The sequence below is a fragment of the Salipiger sp. genome, assembly GCF_048261495.1.
Classification (GTDB): domain Bacteria; phylum Pseudomonadota; class Alphaproteobacteria; order Rhodobacterales; family Rhodobacteraceae; genus Salipiger.
This window is the reverse complement of sequence record NZ_JBLXFX010000001.1, coordinates 391466-408085: the sequence shown is the minus strand read 5'-3', so window position 1 is coordinate 408085 and position 16620 is coordinate 391466. Positions and strand designations below refer to the sequence as shown.

Here is a 16620-nt window from a genome sequence, read left to right as displayed (position 1 = left end):
CTTATTCCTTGTTCAGTTCCAGGGCCACCTGGTCGGCGGCCTCCAGTGCCCCCTGCCGGGTCCGGGCCTGATCCAGCCAGCCCGAAAGCTCGGCTTTGGCCTCTTCGGGCAGAGTGTCGAGTTCTTCGAGCGAGGTGGCAAGATCGCCCTCGCGCAGGGCCGCTTCGGCCCGCGACAGGATCGCGTCGACCGACGCGCCGTCCTTGGGTTCCACCGACCGCGCGCCGAGCTGGTTCGCCATGAAGGTGGCGAACCGCCGGGTGCCGCTTTCGCCTTCGGCTTCCGCGCGGCGGGCCGAGGCCAGCGTGTCGCGGGCCAGCGGCGGGAAGGCTTCCGTCAGAATGGCCATCGTTGCCACGCCATCGGTGGCGGGTGCGCTCAGCGCCGCGGGGACGGCGATGCCGTTCGCCTCGATCACGCCCAGCTCTGTCGCGTAGGGCTCGCCCGAGACCAGCGCCGCGTTGACGTCGGACAGGGCGGCGCGGGCACGGGCCAGAACCGCCTGCTCTTCTGCGTTGGCTTCTGCGGCAAGCGCCTCGTCCGTCATCTTGCGGACTTCGGCGCGCTGCTCCTCGATGGCCTTGCGCACGCCTTCGAGCTCGCGCTCGTAGGCCGCCATGGCCTCGGGGGACACGGAATCCTCGACCGGCTTCTTTTCCAGCGCGACGATGCGGGCGTCGAGATTGGCAAGCGCCTCCTTCAGGGACGAGAATTCGCCCTGCGAGGCGTCCAGCCCGGACCTGACGTCCCCGATGGAGGTCTCGACCCCCGAAAGGTCGATGTTCGAGACCTGGCCGGAGACCTCTTCGACGCGCTCGGACAGGACCTCGATGCGCGAGGTCTGGTCCGCCAGCGCGCCGCGCGTCTCGGCTTCGAAATCGGGACCGTCGTCGGGAACGGCAAAGGGCCAGGTTCCGCTGGTGTAGGCCGAGGCCCCCCAGCCGAGACCGGCCGCGACCACGCCGCCGATCAGCATCGGAAAGAAGCCGCCGCGCCGCTCGACGATCTTTTCCTGCACCACGGGAACCGGGGCGGGTGCGATCGTCTCTTCCGGGCGGGAGGCCGGACCCTCCGACGCGGACCCGAGCGTGTCCCGACCCGCGTCTTCGGACAGCGCTTCGGCCTCACCGACCGAATGGATCGGCTCGTCCGTGGCGTCGGAAAGGGTGTCGACGCCTTCGGGCCCCTCCGTCCCGTCGCCGGAGATGGTGTCGGTCGCATCGCCGGACAGGGCGTCCGATCCCGCATCCTCTCCCGGAAGGGTGTCCGGACCCGTCAGGGTCTGCGCCGGCGTATCCGGCCCCGTGTCGCCCTCGGGTAGATCGGCGTCGGTTCCGTCCAAAACCTCGTCGCGGATCTCGTCTCCGGAGATCTCGTTTTCGGGCGCCTTCGCCTCGGTCTTGCCGTCAAGATCGTCCGTGCCGTGATCTGGCTTCTTTTCGTCGGCCACGCGCTCCACCCTTTCCAAATTCGCCGTCGGGGCACATACCCCGCACCCTGACTATCCTTTCACAGACCCGCGATCCACCTCAAGCGTTCCCGCGGCCTGCAACATTTCCTTGACGGCCGCCAACATCGCCCTGCCCTCCGGGCGCGGAAGAATGTCGAGTCGCGTCAGATATATACCGCGCAACGCGTCCGACACGTCCGCACTCATCGCTGCGACGAAAAGCGGCGCTCCCCCCGGCGGGGTTCTGGCAAACTGCGCCGCGCTGCGCGGCGAGAAAAGGGGCACGACCACGGGCACCGTCCCATTCAGCGCGGCGCGGGCCTCATCGCTCAATTCATGGGCAGGCTGGTCGTAGATCACCGCGACCGAGACATCGCAGCCGCCGTCGCGCAGCCGCCCGGCCACGTTCCCGCGTGTGTGCGTGCCCCGCAGATGGAAAAGCGGCACGCCGGGATTCTGGCCGAGAATGACCGACACCAGCGCATCGGCATCGCCGTCGGCGCTGATCGGGTCGAATCCGGCGGTGCGCGCGGCACGGGCCGTTGCCCGCCCCACGGTGTAGCAGGGGGATCGCACTCCGCCCCCCAGCGCCTGCCAGCAGCGCACCGCGTTGGCCGAACTGAAGATCACGCCCGACGACTTCGGCACCTCGGGCAAGGGGCCCAGCGCCTCGATCGACATGAGCGGAGACAGCACCGGCGTGAACGACGGCGTTTCGGCCGTCGTGAGATCCGCCAGAAACTGCCGCGACGCCGCTTCGGGCCGGGTCAGCAGCAGGATGGGCGGGATCCGGGACACGCTACCTCCGGGATTGTGAGGAACCTTGTCCGGTGGTAGCTGCAAGGCGACGATTAAGCAATGACGCGGGTGCCATGGCGGATCCGACCATCCTCGGGCTGGAAAGCAGTTGCGACGACACCGCCGCCGCGATCGTGCGCGGGCGAGAGATCCTGTCCTCGGTCGTCATGGGCCAGTCCGAGCTGCACGCGGCCTTTGGTGGCGTCGTGCCCGAAATCGCCGCGCGCGCCCATGCGGAAAAGCTGGACCTTGCCGTGGAACAGGCGCTTGAGGAGGCCGGGCTCGGCACGCGCGAGGTCGATGCCATCGCGGTGACCGCCGGACCGGGGCTGATCGGCGGCGTCCTGTCCGGCGTGATGATGGCCAAGGGGCTGGCCAGCGCCCTGGGCAAGCCGCTGATCGGCGTGAACCACCTGGCGGGGCATGCGCTGACCCCCCGGCTGACCGACGGGCTCTGCTATCCCTACCTCATGCTGCTGGTCTCGGGCGGGCACTGCCAGTTCCTGATCGTGCGTGGAGCCGAGGATTTCTCGCGCCTCGGCGGCACCATCGACGATGCACCGGGCGAAGCCTTCGACAAGACCGCCCGCCTGCTCGGCCTGCCGCAGCCCGGCGGCCCGCAGGTGGAAGCGGCGGCGCGCGGGGGCGAGGCCGCGCGGTTCGCCTTTCCCCGCCCGCTGCTGGACCGGGAGGGTTGCGACATGTCTTTCTCCGGGCTCAAGACCGCCCTCCTTCGCCTGCGGGACCGGCTGGTCGCGGAACAGGGCGGCCTGCATCCGGCCGATGTCGCGGACATCTGCGCCGGGTTCCAGGCCGCCGTGCGGGACGTGCTGGTGGAAAAGACCCGGCGGGCGCTGGCCGCCTATCTTGCCGAGAGACCGGAGCAACCCGCCTTTGCCATCGCGGGGGGTGTCGCCGCCAACGGGGCGATCCGCAGCGGGCTCGAATCCCTTTGTGACCGGACCGGGGTTCGCTTTACAGCGCCCCCGCTTCCGCTCTGTACCGACAATGCCGCGATGATCGCCTATGCCGGGGGCGAACTGCTCGGCGCCGGGCAGGTCAGCGACATGACCCTTGCCGCCCGCCCGCGCTGGCCGCTGGACCGCAGCGCGGCGCCGATGCTCGGCTCGGGCAGGAAGGGAGCCAAGGCATGAGGATCGGCATTCTGGGCGCCGGGGCCTTCGGCACGGCGCTCGCCATCGCCCTGGCCCGCGCGGGACGGGAGGTGATGCTCTGGGGTCGCGACGCCGGAGCCATGGTGCAGATCGCCGGATCGCGCGAAACCCCGCGCCTGCCGGGCGTCGTGCTGCCGGAAGGGATCGCCGTCACGGGCGACCTCGGGACCGTCGCGGCGCAGGATGCGGTCCTGCTAGCGGTGCCCATGCAGACCCTCGGCGCGCTGCTGAAGCAGATCGGCGACGGGCGGGACGGCCAGCCCCTGATCGCCTGCTGCAAGGGCGTGGACCTGACCACCGGGCACGGCCCGTCGCACATCATCGCCTCGGCCCGGCCGCGGGCGATCCCCGCAGTCCTCACCGGCCCGAGTTTTGCCGCCGACATCGCGCGCGGACTGCCGACTGCCCTGACCATCGCCTGCGCGCGCGAAGAGACCGGGATCGCCCTGCAGCACGCGCTCTCGACTCCGGCGCTGCGGCTCTACCGCACCGACGACCTGACCGGCGCGGAGCTGGGCGGCGCGCTCAAGAACGTCATGGCCATCGCCTGCGGGGCCTGTATCGGCGCCGGGCTGGGCGACAGCGCCCGCGCCGCCCTGATGACCCGGGGCTTTGCCGAGATGACCCGCTTTGCCGTCCACCACGGGGCCCGCGCGGAGACCCTTGCGGGCCTGTCCGGGCTGGGCGACCTCGCGCTTACCTGCACCTCGGAGCTGTCCCGCAACTACCGCTACGGCCTCGCGCTGGGCCGGGAGGAACCCTTCGATCCCGCGATCACCGTCGAGGGCGCCGCCACGGCGCGCGCCGTCGCCGCCATGGCCGGGAAAATTTCCCTGTCGCTGCCGATCTCGTCCGCCGTCGCCGAACTGGTTGAAGGCCGGGCAACGGTGCGCGAGGTTCTGCAAGACCTTTTGTCGAGACCCCTCAAGGAGGAATGACCATGCTGATCGCCCTTATCGCCAAGGACAAACCCGGTGCGCTGCAAACCCGCAAGGACAACCGCGACGACCATCTCGCCTATATCGAGGCAACCGGCGTCGTCGCACAGGCCGGGCCGCTGCTGGATGACGCCGGAGAGATGGCGGGCAGCCTCGTCATTCTCGACGTGACCGACATGGCGGCGGCGCGGAACTGGGCGGACAACGACCCCTATGCCAAGGCCGGGCTGTTCGCCTCGGTCGAGCTGATCGCCTGGAAGAAGGTCATCGGATGACCTTCTGGCTGTTCAAGTCGGAGCCCGCCACCTGGTCCTGGCAGGATCAGGTGAACAAGGGTGCCGAGGGCGAGGAATGGAACGGCGTGCGCAATTACCAGGCGCGCAACTTCATGCGCGAGATGGCCGTGGGCGACCTGGGGTTCTTCTACCATTCCCAGACCGAGCGCGCGGTGGTCGGCATCGTCGAGGTCATCGCCGAGGCTCACCCCGACAGCACGACGGACGATCCGCGCTGGGACTGCGTGGACATCCGCGCGGTCGAGGCTTTGCCGACCCCGGTGACGCTGGACGACGTCAAGGCCGACCCGGAGCTTTCCGAGATGGTGCTGGTCCGCAACTCACGCCTTTCCGTGCAGCCCGTCACCCCGGCCGAATGGGCCCGGATTCGCGCTCTGGGCGGCCTTCTCGACCGGGGATGAGGCGCGGATGATCCCGGCACTGGGCAGATCGGCGGGGATCAGGCAGACTGCGCCTTAGGCAAATCTTAGGGGAGGAGCATTTATGGGATTTCTCGGCGTCATCGTGGCGGCGGCGGCGGCATGGCTGTTCGGCGCGGCGTGGTACATGACCCTCTCGAAACCCTGGATGGCAGCTGCAGGAGTGGAATGCGACGAGACCGGCAAACCCAAGGGCGGCGGTTCGCCCCTGCCGTTCATCCTCTCGGCCCTCGCCATGCTGCTGGTCGCCGGCATGATGCGGCATGTCTTCGGCATGTCGAACATCGAAACCGCCGGCGCGGGGGTGATGTCCGGTCTGGGGATCGGGCTTTTCTTCATCAGCCCGTGGATCATGATAAACAATGCCTATCCCGGCAGACCCTTTGCCCTGACTCTGATCGACGGCGGCTATGCCACTTTCGGCTGCGCGATCATCGGACTGGTCCTGACATTGTTCTGAGGGCGTTCCGAACCGGACACGAAAAGCGAAGGGGCCCGGCACGAAAGCCGAACCCCTTCATCACCCCAACGTGCTCCCACACGGTTCACGGCGAAAATCTGGATTCGGCCTTTCTGGCCACGCAACCCTTATAGGACTGACAAGAAAATTTCGCAAAAACCAAATGATTAAAAACACCGACAAAAAAGGAAGCGCCCGGGCAGATCCGGGCGCTCCTGTCGATCCGGGCCGTTGATCAGCCGTAGACGCTGTCCTTGCCGAAATGCTTGACGAGCATGTAATAGACCACCGCGCGATACTTGTTCCGCTCGGATTTGCCGTAGGTCTCTATCACCGAATTGATCGCATCCATCAGGTTGTCGCCGTCCGCGAGACCCAGCTTCTTCATCAGGAAATTGGTCTTGACCGTTTCCAGCTCGCCGGCCTGCGTCGCCGCGACGGTCGAGGAATCCGCATTGTAAATGGCCGGTCCGCATCCGATCGTGACCTTCGTCAACAGATCCATATCCGGTTCCATGCCGCATTTGGTACGCAGATCCTCGGCGTATTTCGCGATCAATTCGTCTCTCTTGCCCATTCGTAACTCCCTGTCAGGTCTGTTTTTCTTCACTTTCTCGGCGGAATATCCCCCACCGGTCCCGAGATCGTGACCGGCAGCATTCCTTGTATACCTTCTGATTCGACTCAAAAGGAGAATTTTTCCGCGGATTGCGCAGGATGCCGCCCCCGGACGAAAAACCTCCGTTTTTTGCATGACAAACACGTGACCGATCCGTCAGCATGACCTCATGGCCTTGGGAGCCCGGAGTCGAAACGTGCCAGTGGGGGCCTGACCAGAAGACCAACAAGAACAAGGACGGGGAACATCATGAGTACGGAAACTTTCGTTGTCGCCTACGAGGGCGGTAGCGGCGACGACGGCTTGCTCGACTACGCCATCGAACGCGCCGGCAAGGAGGGGGCGGCGCTGTTGCTGGTCCACATCCTCGAATGGTCGCCCTACACCTTTCTCACCCCTCAGGAGGTGGAAGAACGCCACGCCCGCCGCAAGGAGGAGCTGTCGCGCGCCGAAGAGGCGACCATGGCCCCGGCCCTGGCGAAATGCGCGGCCGCCGGCGTCGAGGCGCGGTGCAAGATCCGCTACGGCTCGGTCGTGGAACTGATCGTGGAGACCACCCGCGAGGCCGGTGCGACGATGATCTTCGTCGGCCGCGCCGGGTCGCAATCCATGGCGTCGAGGATCTTCGGGTCCGTTCCCATCGGTCTGGCGCAGGTTGCGCCGGTTCCCACCGTCATCGTGCCCTGAGAGTTCGGAGTCCATCATGTTCAACAGCAAGACACTTATGCTCGCCGGCAGCCTCGCGGCCATGGGAGCACTGCCCGCGAGGGCGTCGATCGACGACAGCATCAACGCGGCGGTCGGCGCGGTGACCGGGCCCTTCGTCAACTTCATCTTCTCGCCCTTCCCCGGCACCTCCTTTCCCTGGATCGTGCTCTGGCTGGTCGCGGCGGCGACGATCTTCACCATCTACTTCGGCTTCGTGCAGTTCCGCGCCTTTCCGCATTCCATCGCGCTGGTGTCGGGCAAGTATTCCGATCCGGAGGACGCGGGCGAGGTCAGCCATTTCCAGGCGCTGGCAACCGCCCTTTCCGGGACAGTCGGCCTCGGCAATATCGCGGGGGTGGCGGTGGCCGTCTCCATCGGCGGACCGGGCGCGACCTTCTGGATGATCCTCGCCGGGCTCATGGGCATGGCGTCGAAATTCACCGAATGCACGCTGGGCGTCAAATACCGCAATGAATACGCGGACGGCTCGGTTTCCGGCGGCCCGATGTACTACCTGTCGAAAGGCATGTCCGAGCGCGGCTTCGGCGGACTGGGCAAGGGCCTTGCCATCGCCTTCGCGATCTTCTGCGTGCTCGGCTCGCTGGGTGGCGGAAACATGTTCCAGGCCAACCAGGCCCATGCGCAGCTTGCCAATATCTTCGGCGACTATCCCGGCTGGATCACCGGCATCATCTTTGCCGGCATCGTCTTTGCGGTGATCGTCGGCGGTCTCAAGTCCATCGCGCAGGTGACGGAAAAGGTCGTGCCCTTCATGGGCGTGCTCTACGTCGGCACCGCACTGATCGTGATCCTGATGAATTTCGACCGGATCGGCTGGGCCTTCGGACAGATCTTCGACGGCGCCTTCACCGGCCTCGGCATCGCGGGCGGACTTGTCGGCGCGCTGATCCAGGGCTTCAAGCGGGCGGCATTCTCCAACGAGGCTGGCGTCGGCTCGGCGGCGATCGCGCACTCTGCGGTCAAGACCAAGGAGCCGATCACCGAGGGCTTCGTCTCGCTCCTGGAGCCGTTCATCGACACCGTGGTGATCTGCACCATGACCGCCCTGGTGATCGTCATCACCGGCGTCCTGCAGGTGGATGCGGAAACCGGCCTCTATGTGTGGAACGCCGAGGCGGGCCGCGTGGCCACCGTCGGCGACGTCTCCGGGGTCGCGCTGACCTCTGCCGCCTTCGGGTCGGCGATCTCGTGGTTCCCCTACGTGCTGGCCGTCGCGGTGATCCTCTTCGCCTTCTCGACGATGATCTCGTGGAGCTACTACGGCCTCAAGGCATGGACCTACATGTTCGGCGAGGGCAAGGCGCAGGAAATGTCGTTCAAGATCCTGTTCTGCATCTTCGTGGTGATCGGGGCGGCGATGAACCTCGGCCCGGTGATCGACTTCTCCGATGCGGCGATCTTTGCCATGGCGCTGGTCAATATCGTCGGCCTCTACTTCCTGATGCCGGTCGTGAAGGCAGAGATGAACAGCTACATGTCGCGGCTGAAATCGGGCGAGATCAAGCGCTTTGCCTGAAGGCTGCGAGCGTTGAGGAAAGGGGCGTCCCGCGTGGCGCCCCTTTTCGTTTCCGCGCCCCCGGCGGCCGTCAGCCCAGCGACGGCACCTTCCCCGGACGGGCGGCCCCGGCGATGATCTCGTCCCAGCTCCTGCCTGCCGCGCGCATCGCCTCGATACTCGGGCCGTCGCCCTCGCCGTAAAGCGCGCGCGTCCGTGCCAGCAGGACCGAGCGCGCCGGTTCCGGCGTCAGTTCGCGGAACATGCGGGCGAGATCGCAGCGCTCGGCGTGGACCCGTCGCGCGACCATTTCGACGGCAAGCCCGTCCCCCAGCAAGCTTTCGGCGAGCGCAGCCAAGGACCGCACCCGCCGTTCGTATTCATCCCTGAGATCGCTCATCCCGGATGCGTCACCTGTCGCTCAGTAGCGGTAATGTTCGGGCTTGAACGGCCCCTCGGGGGTGACCCCGATATAGGCCGCCTGCTCGGCGGTCAGCTTGGTCAGCTTCACGCCGATGCGGTCGAGATGCAGGCGCGCGACCTTTTCATCCAGATGCTTGGGCAGGATGTAGACCTTGTTCTCGTACTGGCCGCCGTTCTTCCACAGCTCGATCTGCGCCAGCACCTGGTTGGTGAAGGACGCGGACATGACGAAGGACGGATGACCCGTGGCGTTGCCGAGGTTCAGCAGACGCCCTTCGGACAGCAGGATGATGCGCGAGCCCGAGGGCATCTCGATCATGTCGACCTGGTCCTTGATGTTGGTCCACTTGTGGTTCCTGAGCGACGCGACCTGAATCTCGTTGTCGAAATGGCCGATGTTGCCGACGATGGCCATGTCCTTCATCTCGCGCATGTGCTCGATGCGGATGATGTCCTTGTTGCCGGTGGTGGTGATGAAGATGTCCGCCGAGGCGACCACGTCTTCCAGCAACACCACCTCGAACCCGTCCATTGCCGCCTGAAGCGCGCAGATCGGGTCGGCCTCCGTCACCTTGACGCGGGCACCCGCGCCGGACAGCGACGCCGCAGAACCCTTGCCCACGTCTCCATAGCCGCAGACCACGGCGACCTTGCCGGCCATCATGGTGTCGGTGGCGCGGCGGATGCCGTCGACCAGCGATTCCTTGCAGCCGTACTTGTTGTCGAACTTCGACTTGGTGACGCTGTCGTTCACGTTGATCGCCGGGAAGGGCAGCAGGCCCTTCTTCTGCAATTCGTAGAGACGGTGCACGCCGGTTGTCGTCTCTTCCGAAACCCCCTTGATCGCCTCGCGCGTCCTGGTGAACCAGCCCGGCGTCTCGGCCATGCGCTTCTTGATCTGCGCCTTGATCACCTCTTCCTCTTCCGAGGCGGGCACCGACAGCACGTCCTCGCCCGCTTCCATCCGCGCCCCGAGCAGCACGTAGAGCGTCGCGTCGCCGCCATCGTCGAGGATCATGTTCGCGCCCTCGGGGAACATGAAGGATTTGTCGAGGTAATCCCAATGCTCGGTCAGGGTCTGACCCTTCACGGCAAAGACCGGAACGCCGCTGGCGGCGATCGCCGCCGCCGCGTGATCCTGGGTCGAGAAGATGTTGCACGAGGCCCAGCGCACGTCCGCGCCCAGCGCCACGAGGGTTTCGATCAGCACGGCGGTCTGGATCGTCATGTGCAGCGAGCCGACGATGCGCGCGCCCTTGAGCGGCTGTGCTTCGCCGAATTCCGCGCGGCAGGCCATGAGGCCGGGCATTTCCGTCTCGGCGATGTCCAGTTCCTTGCGGCCGTAATCGGCCAGCGCGATGTCCTTGACGATATAATCCTGTGCCATTTCCGGCGCTCCGATGCTGTCTCTGGGTTGTGCGCGGGGTAGCATCCCTTGATTTGCGCCGCAACGTGGATCAGACTCCGGGGAAAACAGAACAATAACGAGCGAGGCCAGAGCGGTGAAGACCACAGAGGTAACCTATCCATCGAACCGGTACGGACGCTACTGCGTGCCGGCGGGGCTCGAGGACCGGCCGGCGGCGAAAGCGGTGATCGCCGGACAGGTCTACGAACCCGACACCATCACCTTCATGCGCAAGCATGCGGGCGACGGCGACATCATCCACGCGGGCACGTTCTTCGGCGACTTCCTGCCCGCGCTGTCCTCGGCCATGGCGCCGGGACGCAAGGTCTGGGCTTTCGAACCGAACCCCGGCAACTACGATGCGGCGGTGGAGACCTGGGCGCTGAACGGACTCGAAAACGTCGAGCTGTTCAATGCGGCCCTGTCCAACCGCATCGAAAAGGTCCTGTTCCGCACCCGCGACGAGAAGGGTCGTCCGTTGGGCGGCCTGTCGCATTTCGTCCTCGAAGAGGGGCCGGGGGTCGAGCCGGTGCAATCGGCGATGCTCGATTTCACCGTCCCGCTCGAGCGCAGGGTCTCCATCCTGCAACTCGACGTCGAAGGTCACGAAAAGCAGGCGATCCGCGGTGCCTTCCACATCATCTACCGCTGGCGACCGATCCTGATCCTGGAATATTTCGCGCAGGAACAATGGATCACCCGGACCTTCCGCGGCCTCGGCTACCGCAAGATCGGCAAGCTGCACGGCAACTTCGTCTACGCCGCCGACGACACGGAGATCTGAGCCCCCCATGGCCCGACAACCCCGCGCCTGGCAACGGATGCTTTCGGGGCGCCGCCTGGACCTGCTCGACCCGACCCCCGTGGATATCGAGATCGAGGACATCGCCCACGGCCTTGCCTTCGTGGCGCGCTGGAACGGCCAGACCCACGGCGACTATCCCTATTCCGTCGCCGAACATTCGCTGCTGGTGGAAACCCTCTTCGCCCGCCTCTGCCCGCAGGCCAGCCCGGCGGACCGCCTGACCGCCCTGCTGCACGACGCGCCGGAATACGTGATCGGCGACATGATCTCCCCCGTGAAGGCCGCTGTCGGGCCGGGCTACGGCGAGCTCGACAAGCGGCTGTCGGCGGCCATCCACATCCGCTTCGGACTGCCCGCCGCGACACCGGCCAAGCTGAAGAAGATGATCAAGAAGGCCGACACTGTCTCGGCTTTCATGGAGGCGACGCAGATCGCCGGCTTCACCGAGGCGGAGGCGACGAAATTCTTCGGACGCCCGGCCCCGGAGCTGATGCGGGGCCTCGACATCCAGCTCCGTCCTCCGGTCGCCGCCCGCAACGACTACACCCGACGCCACGCGGCGCTGCTGGAGCGGATGCCATGACCCCGAGCGTCCGCCGCGCCGGCGTGCTCGACGCCCGCCCCATCGCGGAGCTTCTGAACGACGTGATCGCGCGCGGCGGAACCACCGCCATGACCGACCCGGTGACCCGTGACGACATCGCCGCCTGGATGGGCTCGGACCCGCGCGCCATCTGGCACCTGGCCGAGGACGACGGCGGCGACCTGCTCGGCTTCCAGTGGGTCGACCCGCACCCCGCGCTCGGACCGGAAGTGGCGCAGATCGCCAGCTTCGCCCGGGTCGGCAAGACCGGTCTCGGCATCGGGTCGGCGCTGTTCGAAGCGACAAAGGCCGCCTGCCGCGCCGCCGGATACAGCTGGATCAACGCAGAGATCCGAGCCGACAACGAAAGCGGACTGACCTACTATCAAAGCCGCGGGTTCGAGGATCACGGCCGCATCAGGGACTACAGGCTGGCGAATGGACAAACCGTCGACAAGATCCTGAAACGCTACGATCTCTGATCCGGCCCCGGCCGTTCTTCTTGTTTCAAATACGCCCTTTCGACCTCACCACCGACACCACACCGGGGCCGATGCGTCAGACCGGCCACGCGCGTGGAGCCCGCAAGGGCGACAGGACCCGCCGCGGCGCAAGCCGCGTCCGCCGGATCAGCGCGGCGACCGTTTTGCTAGGATGCGTTGCAGGGTGCGGCGATGCATGTTCAGCCGCCGCGCCGTTTCCGACACGTTGCGGTCGCAAAGCTCGTACACGCGCTGGATATGCTCCCAACGCACGCGGTCCGCGCTCATCGGGTTTTCCGGAGGCGGCGGCAGATCGTCGCCGCGCGCCAGCAGCGCATTGGTGATGTCGGTGGCATCGGCGGGCTTGGACAGGTAGTCCGTCGCACCGATCTTGACCGCCGCCACCGCCGTGGCGATCGCTCCGTACCCGGTCAGCACGACGATCCGGGAATCCGGCCTGCGGGCGCGCAGCACCTCGACCACGTCCAGCCCGTTGCCGTCCTCGAGCCGCAGGTCGACCACGGCATAGGCCGGGGGCCGCGCCGTCGCGATGGCGGAGCCGGCCGCGACCGACCCGGCCATTTCCACCTCGAACCCGCGCTTTTCCATCGCCTTGGCCAGGCGGCGCAGAAACGGCTCGTCATCGTCGACAAGCAGAAGGGACCTGTCGTCGCCGAGGTCCTCGATCGTCGGTTCCGCCACGGGAGTCCCCCCAATCCTGTTCGCGCCCTGGACATCTGTCATATCCCGCGCCCGATCCATGGTCAAATGCCGCGCCGCCTCAGATCCTGTCGAGGAAACACTGCGCCCGGTCCGCCAGTTGCTCGGGCGGCAGATCGCGCCGGAAGAACTCGACAAAGCCCTGCTCGGGCAGGACGAGATAGGTAAATGTCGAATGATCGACGAGATAGTATTCGTCGCCGGAGTCGTTCTTCTTGAAATAGGTGCGATAGGCCTTGCTGGCCGCCGCGACCTGCTCGGGCGAGCCGGTCAGCCCGACCATCTTTTCATGGATGTTGTAGGCGAAATCTCCGACCACCTCGGGGGTGTCCCGCTCCGGGTCGATGGAGATGAAGACCGGCGTCACCGATCGGCCCCGCTCCGCAAGGACATCGACCGCTTCGGCGTTGCGCACCATGTCGAGCGGGCAGACATCGGGGCAGAAGGTGTAGCCGAAATAGACCAGGCTCGGCTCGGTGATGACATCCTTGTCGGTCACCGTCGCACCAGTGCTGTCGACCAGGGTGAACGACCCGCCGATCGCATCCGCCCCGCCCGCAATCTTTGCACTGCGGCAATCGGCAAACATGTCCCCGTCGCCGGAGGAGCGGGTGGCGTACCAGATCCCCCCGGACAGGGCGACAAGCACGAGGGCGGCGGCAAGGGCGGCAAGGGCGCGCATCTGGATCCCCTTCTGGAGCGATTGCGAAACGGTCGGGGGAGACCTAACAATTGGCGCCACGATATCAAAGGGACGAAAGCGCGCAGATGAGCGATACCGACCTCGGGCTGCTGGGCGAGAACCAGCGCAGCAACTTCATCCGTCTGCGCACCATGATCCTGCTGCGCTGGGTGGCGATCGTCGGCCAGCTCACCGCCCTGATCGTGGCGCAATGGCTCTACGACCTGCAGATCGAGCTCGGCGTGTGCTTTCTGGCGGTGGGGGTGTCGATCACCGGCAACCTCGTGGCGATGTTCATCTTCCCCGAGAACAAGCGCCTGTCCGAGGGCGAGAACTTCATGATGGTGATGTTCGACCTGCTCCAGCTCTGCTTCCTGCTGTTCCTGACCGGCGGATTGCACAATCCGTTTTCGCTGCTGGTGCTCGGTCCCGTCACGGTATCGGCGGCGGCGCTGTCGCTGCGGTCGACCGTGATCCTCAACATCACGGCCTTTCTGCTGATCTCGGCCATGGTGGTGTTCCATTTCCCGCTGCGCACGCAGGAAGGCTTCGTGCTGCGCATTCCCGACATCTTCGTCTTCGGCCAGTGGACCGCGATCACCATCGCCCTGATGTTCCTGTCGATCTATTCGCGACGCATCACGCGCGAGATGAACACCATGTCCGATGCGCTGGCCGCGACCCAGATGGCGCTGGCCCGGGCGCAGAAGCTCAACGACCTCGGCGGGGTGGTGGCCGCCGCCGCGCACGAGCTCGGAACCCCGCTGGCGACGATCAAGCTCACCTCCTCCGAACTGGTCGAGGAACTGGAGGACCGTCCCGACCTGCGCGACGACGCCCTGCTCATCCGCGCCCAGGCCGACCGCTGCCGCGACATCCTGCGCAGCATGGGCCGCGCCGGAAAGGACGATCTGCACATGCGCCAAGCCCCGCTCGAAGAGGTGATCCGCGAGGCCGCCGAACCCCACGAGGGGCGCGGCAAGGCGATCTTCATCGACACCATGCCGTCGGACGATGCCGCGTCGGCCCAGCCGCAGATCCTGCGCCGCCCGGAGATCATCCACGGGCTGCGCAACCTCATCCAGAACGCGGTGGATTTCGCCGCCTCGACGGTCTGGGTCGAAGCGACCTGGTCCGACACCGAGGTCTCGATCCGCATCCTCGACGACGGCTCGGGTTTTCCGCCGCACATCATCGGCCGCATCGGCGACCCCTTCATGCGCCGCCGCCGGGGCGAGGCGGAACGTCGCGCGCGTCCGGAATACGAGGGCATGGGCCTCGGACTGTTCATCGCCAAGACGCTTCTGGAACGCTCCGGGGCGGAACTGAGCTTTGCCAACGGCGGGGATGTCGACGACAGCCCGGCCTCGGACGCCCCGAGCGGCGCCGTGGTCGAGGTCGTCTGGCCCCGCGCCAAGGTCGTGCCGCCGACGCTGCAACCCGGTGCCAGTCTTGGAGAAAACCGCCGTATCGAAGTGTAGACCGGCCGCTCATTTCTACCCTAGAGTGAAATTAACAGACTGTTAACCGAGTCTCGTTAGCTTCCTTGGTCGGGGCGACGACAGGGCTGGACCTATTGAAATGTTATTGGCGATCACAACCGGTATTGGTGCGGGCGCGGCAGCGCTTCTGGGGGCCTTTCTCATCTTTCGCGCGCATCTGAGGCAGACCGCGCCGCGCCCCACGCTCCGAAAACCGGTGCCGGATCGTGCGGAGATCCTGTTCTCCGAAGGCAAGCTGATCGATTCCTCCGAAGCGGCGCGGCGCCTGCTCGGCTGCACGGCGAACGAATCCCTCGATTGGAGTTACGTGTCCGAGACGCTCAGCCCGCTGTTCGGCCCCCTCCCGGACACCTTGCCGGAACAGCCTCTGGCGCTTGGCGCCCTCAACGATCCGCAGGCAAAACTGTCGATCCTGCCGGAAATCGGCAGCCACCGGCTCCTGATCGACGCGCCGCCCATGGATGTTGCGGAACGGCTGCAGATCCGGCTCAACGAAAGCGAACTCGACCGGCTGCGCACGATCATGGCGCTGGTCCCCTGCCCGATCTGGCACACGCAGCGCACGGGATCGCGGCCGACCTGGTACAACACCGCCTACGAGGACATCTGTTCCCGCGTCGGGGTGCAGCCAGAGGGGCCCTCGCCTTTCGACATTCCCTTCGCGCGGATCGAGAACGGACAGAGCATCCGGACCAGCGTCGGCAGTCGCGAGGCCGGCAACCAGTACTGGTACGAGATCCTGTCGCACCAGATCGACGACGGCTGGCTGCACTTTGCCTCGTCCATCGACGCGGTCATCTCTTCCGAGATCGCGCAGCGCAATTTCCTCCAGACCCTGACCCGCATCTTCGCCCACCTGCCCATCGGGCTCGTCGTCTTCGACAAGGATCGGCGGCTGGTGCTGTTCAACCCGGCGCTGATCGACCTGACCAGCCTTCCGGCGGAATTCCTCAGCGGGCGGCCCAACCTGCTCAGCTTCTTCGACATGCTGCGGGAAAAGCGCATGATGCCCGAACCGAAGAACTACCAGAACTGGCGCGACAAGCTGTCCGAGGTGATCGCCGCCGCCTCCAGCGATCACTACGTCGAAACCTGGAACCTGTCCTCCGGCGTGACCTACAAGATCACCGGGCGCCCGCATCCCGACGGCGGCATCGCCTTCCTGTTCGAAGACATCAGCGCCGAAATCTCGCTCACCCGCCGCTTCCGGCAGGAGATCGAGATCACGCAGGCCGTGCTGGATTGCCTCGACGACGGCGTTGCGGTGTTCTCGCAACTCGGCGTGCTGACCTTCTGCAACGAATCCTACCGCGAGCTGTGGCGCTCGGACCCGGAATCCGGGCTGAAGGACGTCAGCATCAGCGATGCGACCCTTGCCTGGCAATCCGCCTGCAGGCCCAGCCCGATCTGGGGCGATCTGCGGGATTTCGTCGTGACCCTGCGCGATCGCGCCGCATGGGATGCCGAACTGGAGCTGAAGGGCGGAAAGCACGTGCTCTGCCGTGTCGAGCCGGTTGCCGGCGGATCGACGCTGGTGCGGTTCTCGGTTCTGGCCGAAGTGCCGCTGGAACTGCGCATCCCGCAGGAAGCCCGCGTCTGACAGCTTGCACGTGCCGGTGAGCGCGGTATTTTCGCG

The 16620-nt window shown here is 66.1% G+C and carries 19 protein-coding genes; 12 read left to right on the top strand and 7 right to left on the bottom strand.

Annotation, left to right across the window (positions count from 1 at the left end):
• Position 1 precedes the first annotated feature (1 nt).
• Positions 2-1450, bottom strand: a complete 1449-nt coding sequence (locus ACN0RJ_RS01875) for a COG4223 family protein (RefSeq protein ID WP_417723235.1) — start codon at positions 1448-1450, stop codon at positions 2-4.
• Positions 1451-1501: 51 nt separating this feature from the next.
• Complete coding sequence (locus ACN0RJ_RS01870) at positions 1502-2248, bottom strand: uroporphyrinogen-III synthase (RefSeq protein ID WP_417718637.1); 747 nt, start codon at positions 2246-2248, stop codon at positions 1502-1504.
• A gap of 74 nt (positions 2249-2322) precedes the next feature.
• Between ACN0RJ_RS01870 and tsaD the strand changes: the two genes are divergently transcribed.
• The 5 genes from tsaD to ACN0RJ_RS01845 all read left to right on the top strand — a co-directional run bounded on the left by tsaD (position 2323) and on the right by ACN0RJ_RS01845 (position 5536).
• On the top strand, positions 2323-3402 hold the full coding sequence (gene tsaD / locus ACN0RJ_RS01865; RefSeq protein WP_417723234.1) for a tRNA (adenosine(37)-N6)-threonylcarbamoyltransferase complex transferase subunit TsaD: 1080 nt from the start codon (positions 2323-2325) through the stop codon (positions 3400-3402).
• Positions 3399-4361 carry an NAD(P)H-dependent glycerol-3-phosphate dehydrogenase gene (locus ACN0RJ_RS01860; RefSeq protein ID WP_417723233.1) on the top strand — a complete coding sequence of 321 codons (963 nt, stop codon included), beginning with the start codon at positions 3399-3401 and terminating at the stop codon, positions 4359-4361. Before tsaD ends, ACN0RJ_RS01860 begins: the two co-directional genes overlap by 4 nt.
• Before the next feature lie 2 nt (positions 4362-4363).
• Positions 4364-4636, top strand: coding sequence for a YciI family protein (locus ACN0RJ_RS01855; RefSeq protein ID WP_417718640.1), 273 nt, complete (start codon positions 4364-4366; stop codon positions 4634-4636).
• The gene (locus tag ACN0RJ_RS01850; RefSeq protein ID WP_417723232.1) at positions 4633-5058 is read left to right on the top strand and encodes an EVE domain-containing protein; all 426 of its coding nucleotides are present in this window, start codon (positions 4633-4635) and stop codon (positions 5056-5058) included. Before ACN0RJ_RS01855 ends, ACN0RJ_RS01850 begins: the two co-directional genes overlap by 4 nt.
• Positions 5059-5140: 82 nt before the next feature.
• Positions 5141-5536 carry a DUF1761 domain-containing protein gene (locus ACN0RJ_RS01845; protein WP_417718642.1) on the top strand — a complete coding sequence of 132 codons (396 nt, stop codon included), beginning with the start codon at positions 5141-5143 and terminating at the stop codon, positions 5534-5536.
• 235 nt (positions 5537-5771) lie between these two features.
• On the opposite strand, the gene ACN0RJ_RS01840 is transcribed toward ACN0RJ_RS01845, so the two are convergent.
• On the bottom strand, positions 5772-6113 hold the full coding sequence (locus tag ACN0RJ_RS01840; RefSeq protein ID WP_417718643.1) for a DUF2853 family protein: 342 nt from the start codon (positions 6111-6113) through the stop codon (positions 5772-5774).
• 291 nt (positions 6114-6404) lie between these two features.
• Here ACN0RJ_RS01840 and ACN0RJ_RS01835 point away from each other — a divergent pair, with 291 nt between their 5' ends.
• Together ACN0RJ_RS01835 and ACN0RJ_RS01830 are read left to right on the top strand one after the other, a co-directional pair.
• A complete protein-coding gene (locus ACN0RJ_RS01835) occupies positions 6405-6842 on the top strand; it encodes a universal stress protein (protein ID WP_417718644.1) in 438 nt (145 codons plus the stop codon).
• A gap of 16 nt (positions 6843-6858) precedes the next feature.
• Positions 6859-8400 carry an alanine/glycine:cation symporter family protein gene (locus ACN0RJ_RS01830; RefSeq protein ID WP_417718645.1) on the top strand — a complete coding sequence of 514 codons (1542 nt, stop codon included), beginning with the start codon at positions 6859-6861 and terminating at the stop codon, positions 8398-8400.
• A gap of 70 nt (positions 8401-8470) precedes the next feature.
• Here the strand turns inward: ACN0RJ_RS01830 and ACN0RJ_RS01825 are convergent, their stop codons facing one another.
• Together ACN0RJ_RS01825 and ahcY are read right to left on the bottom strand one after the other, a co-directional pair.
• Positions 8471-8779, bottom strand: a complete 309-nt coding sequence (locus ACN0RJ_RS01825; RefSeq protein ID WP_417718646.1) for a hypothetical protein — start codon at positions 8777-8779, stop codon at positions 8471-8473.
• Between the two features lie 21 nt (positions 8780-8800).
• Positions 8801-10189, bottom strand: coding sequence for an adenosylhomocysteinase (gene ahcY, locus ACN0RJ_RS01820; protein ID WP_417718647.1), 1389 nt, complete (start codon positions 10187-10189; stop codon positions 8801-8803).
• 115 nt (positions 10190-10304) lie between these two features.
• On the opposite strand from ahcY, the gene ACN0RJ_RS01815 reads away from it, so the two are divergent.
• Genes ACN0RJ_RS01815 through ACN0RJ_RS01805 form a run of 3 tightly spaced genes read left to right on the top strand, consistent with a single transcriptional unit; the run spans position 10305 to position 12080 of the window.
• The gene (locus ACN0RJ_RS01815) at positions 10305-10994 is read left to right on the top strand and encodes an FkbM family methyltransferase (protein WP_417718648.1); all 690 of its coding nucleotides are present in this window, start codon (positions 10305-10307) and stop codon (positions 10992-10994) included.
• Between the two features lie 7 nt (positions 10995-11001).
• Positions 11002-11598, top strand: a complete 597-nt coding sequence (locus tag ACN0RJ_RS01810; RefSeq protein ID WP_417723231.1) for a hypothetical protein — start codon at positions 11002-11004, stop codon at positions 11596-11598.
• The gene (locus ACN0RJ_RS01805; RefSeq protein ID WP_417723230.1) at positions 11595-12080 is read left to right on the top strand and encodes a GNAT family N-acetyltransferase; all 486 of its coding nucleotides are present in this window, start codon (positions 11595-11597) and stop codon (positions 12078-12080) included. Before ACN0RJ_RS01810 ends, ACN0RJ_RS01805 begins: the two co-directional genes overlap by 4 nt.
• 147 nt (positions 12081-12227) lie before the next feature.
• Here ACN0RJ_RS01805 and ACN0RJ_RS01800 read toward each other — a convergent pair whose 3' ends face one another.
• The gene (locus tag ACN0RJ_RS01800; protein ID WP_417718651.1) at positions 12228-12782 is read right to left on the bottom strand and encodes an ActR/PrrA/RegA family redox response regulator transcription factor; all 555 of its coding nucleotides are present in this window, start codon (positions 12780-12782) and stop codon (positions 12228-12230) included.
• Between the two features lie 79 nt (positions 12783-12861).
• Complete coding sequence (locus ACN0RJ_RS01795; RefSeq protein ID WP_417723229.1) at positions 12862-13482, bottom strand: SCO family protein; 621 nt, start codon at positions 13480-13482, stop codon at positions 12862-12864.
• A gap of 86 nt (positions 13483-13568) precedes the next feature.
• Between ACN0RJ_RS01795 and regB the strand changes: the two genes are divergently transcribed.
• Together regB and ACN0RJ_RS01785 are read left to right on the top strand one after the other, a co-directional pair.
• Positions 13569-14963 (top strand): sensor histidine kinase RegB, encoded by a 1395-nt coding sequence (regB, locus tag ACN0RJ_RS01790; RefSeq protein WP_417718653.1) that lies wholly within the window; start codon positions 13569-13571, stop codon positions 14961-14963.
• A gap of 100 nt (positions 14964-15063) precedes the next feature.
• Entirely contained in the window at positions 15064-16584 is a 1521-nt protein-coding gene (locus tag ACN0RJ_RS01785) for a PAS-domain containing protein (RefSeq protein WP_417723228.1), read from the top strand.
• Positions 16585-16620: the final 36 nt, after the last annotated feature.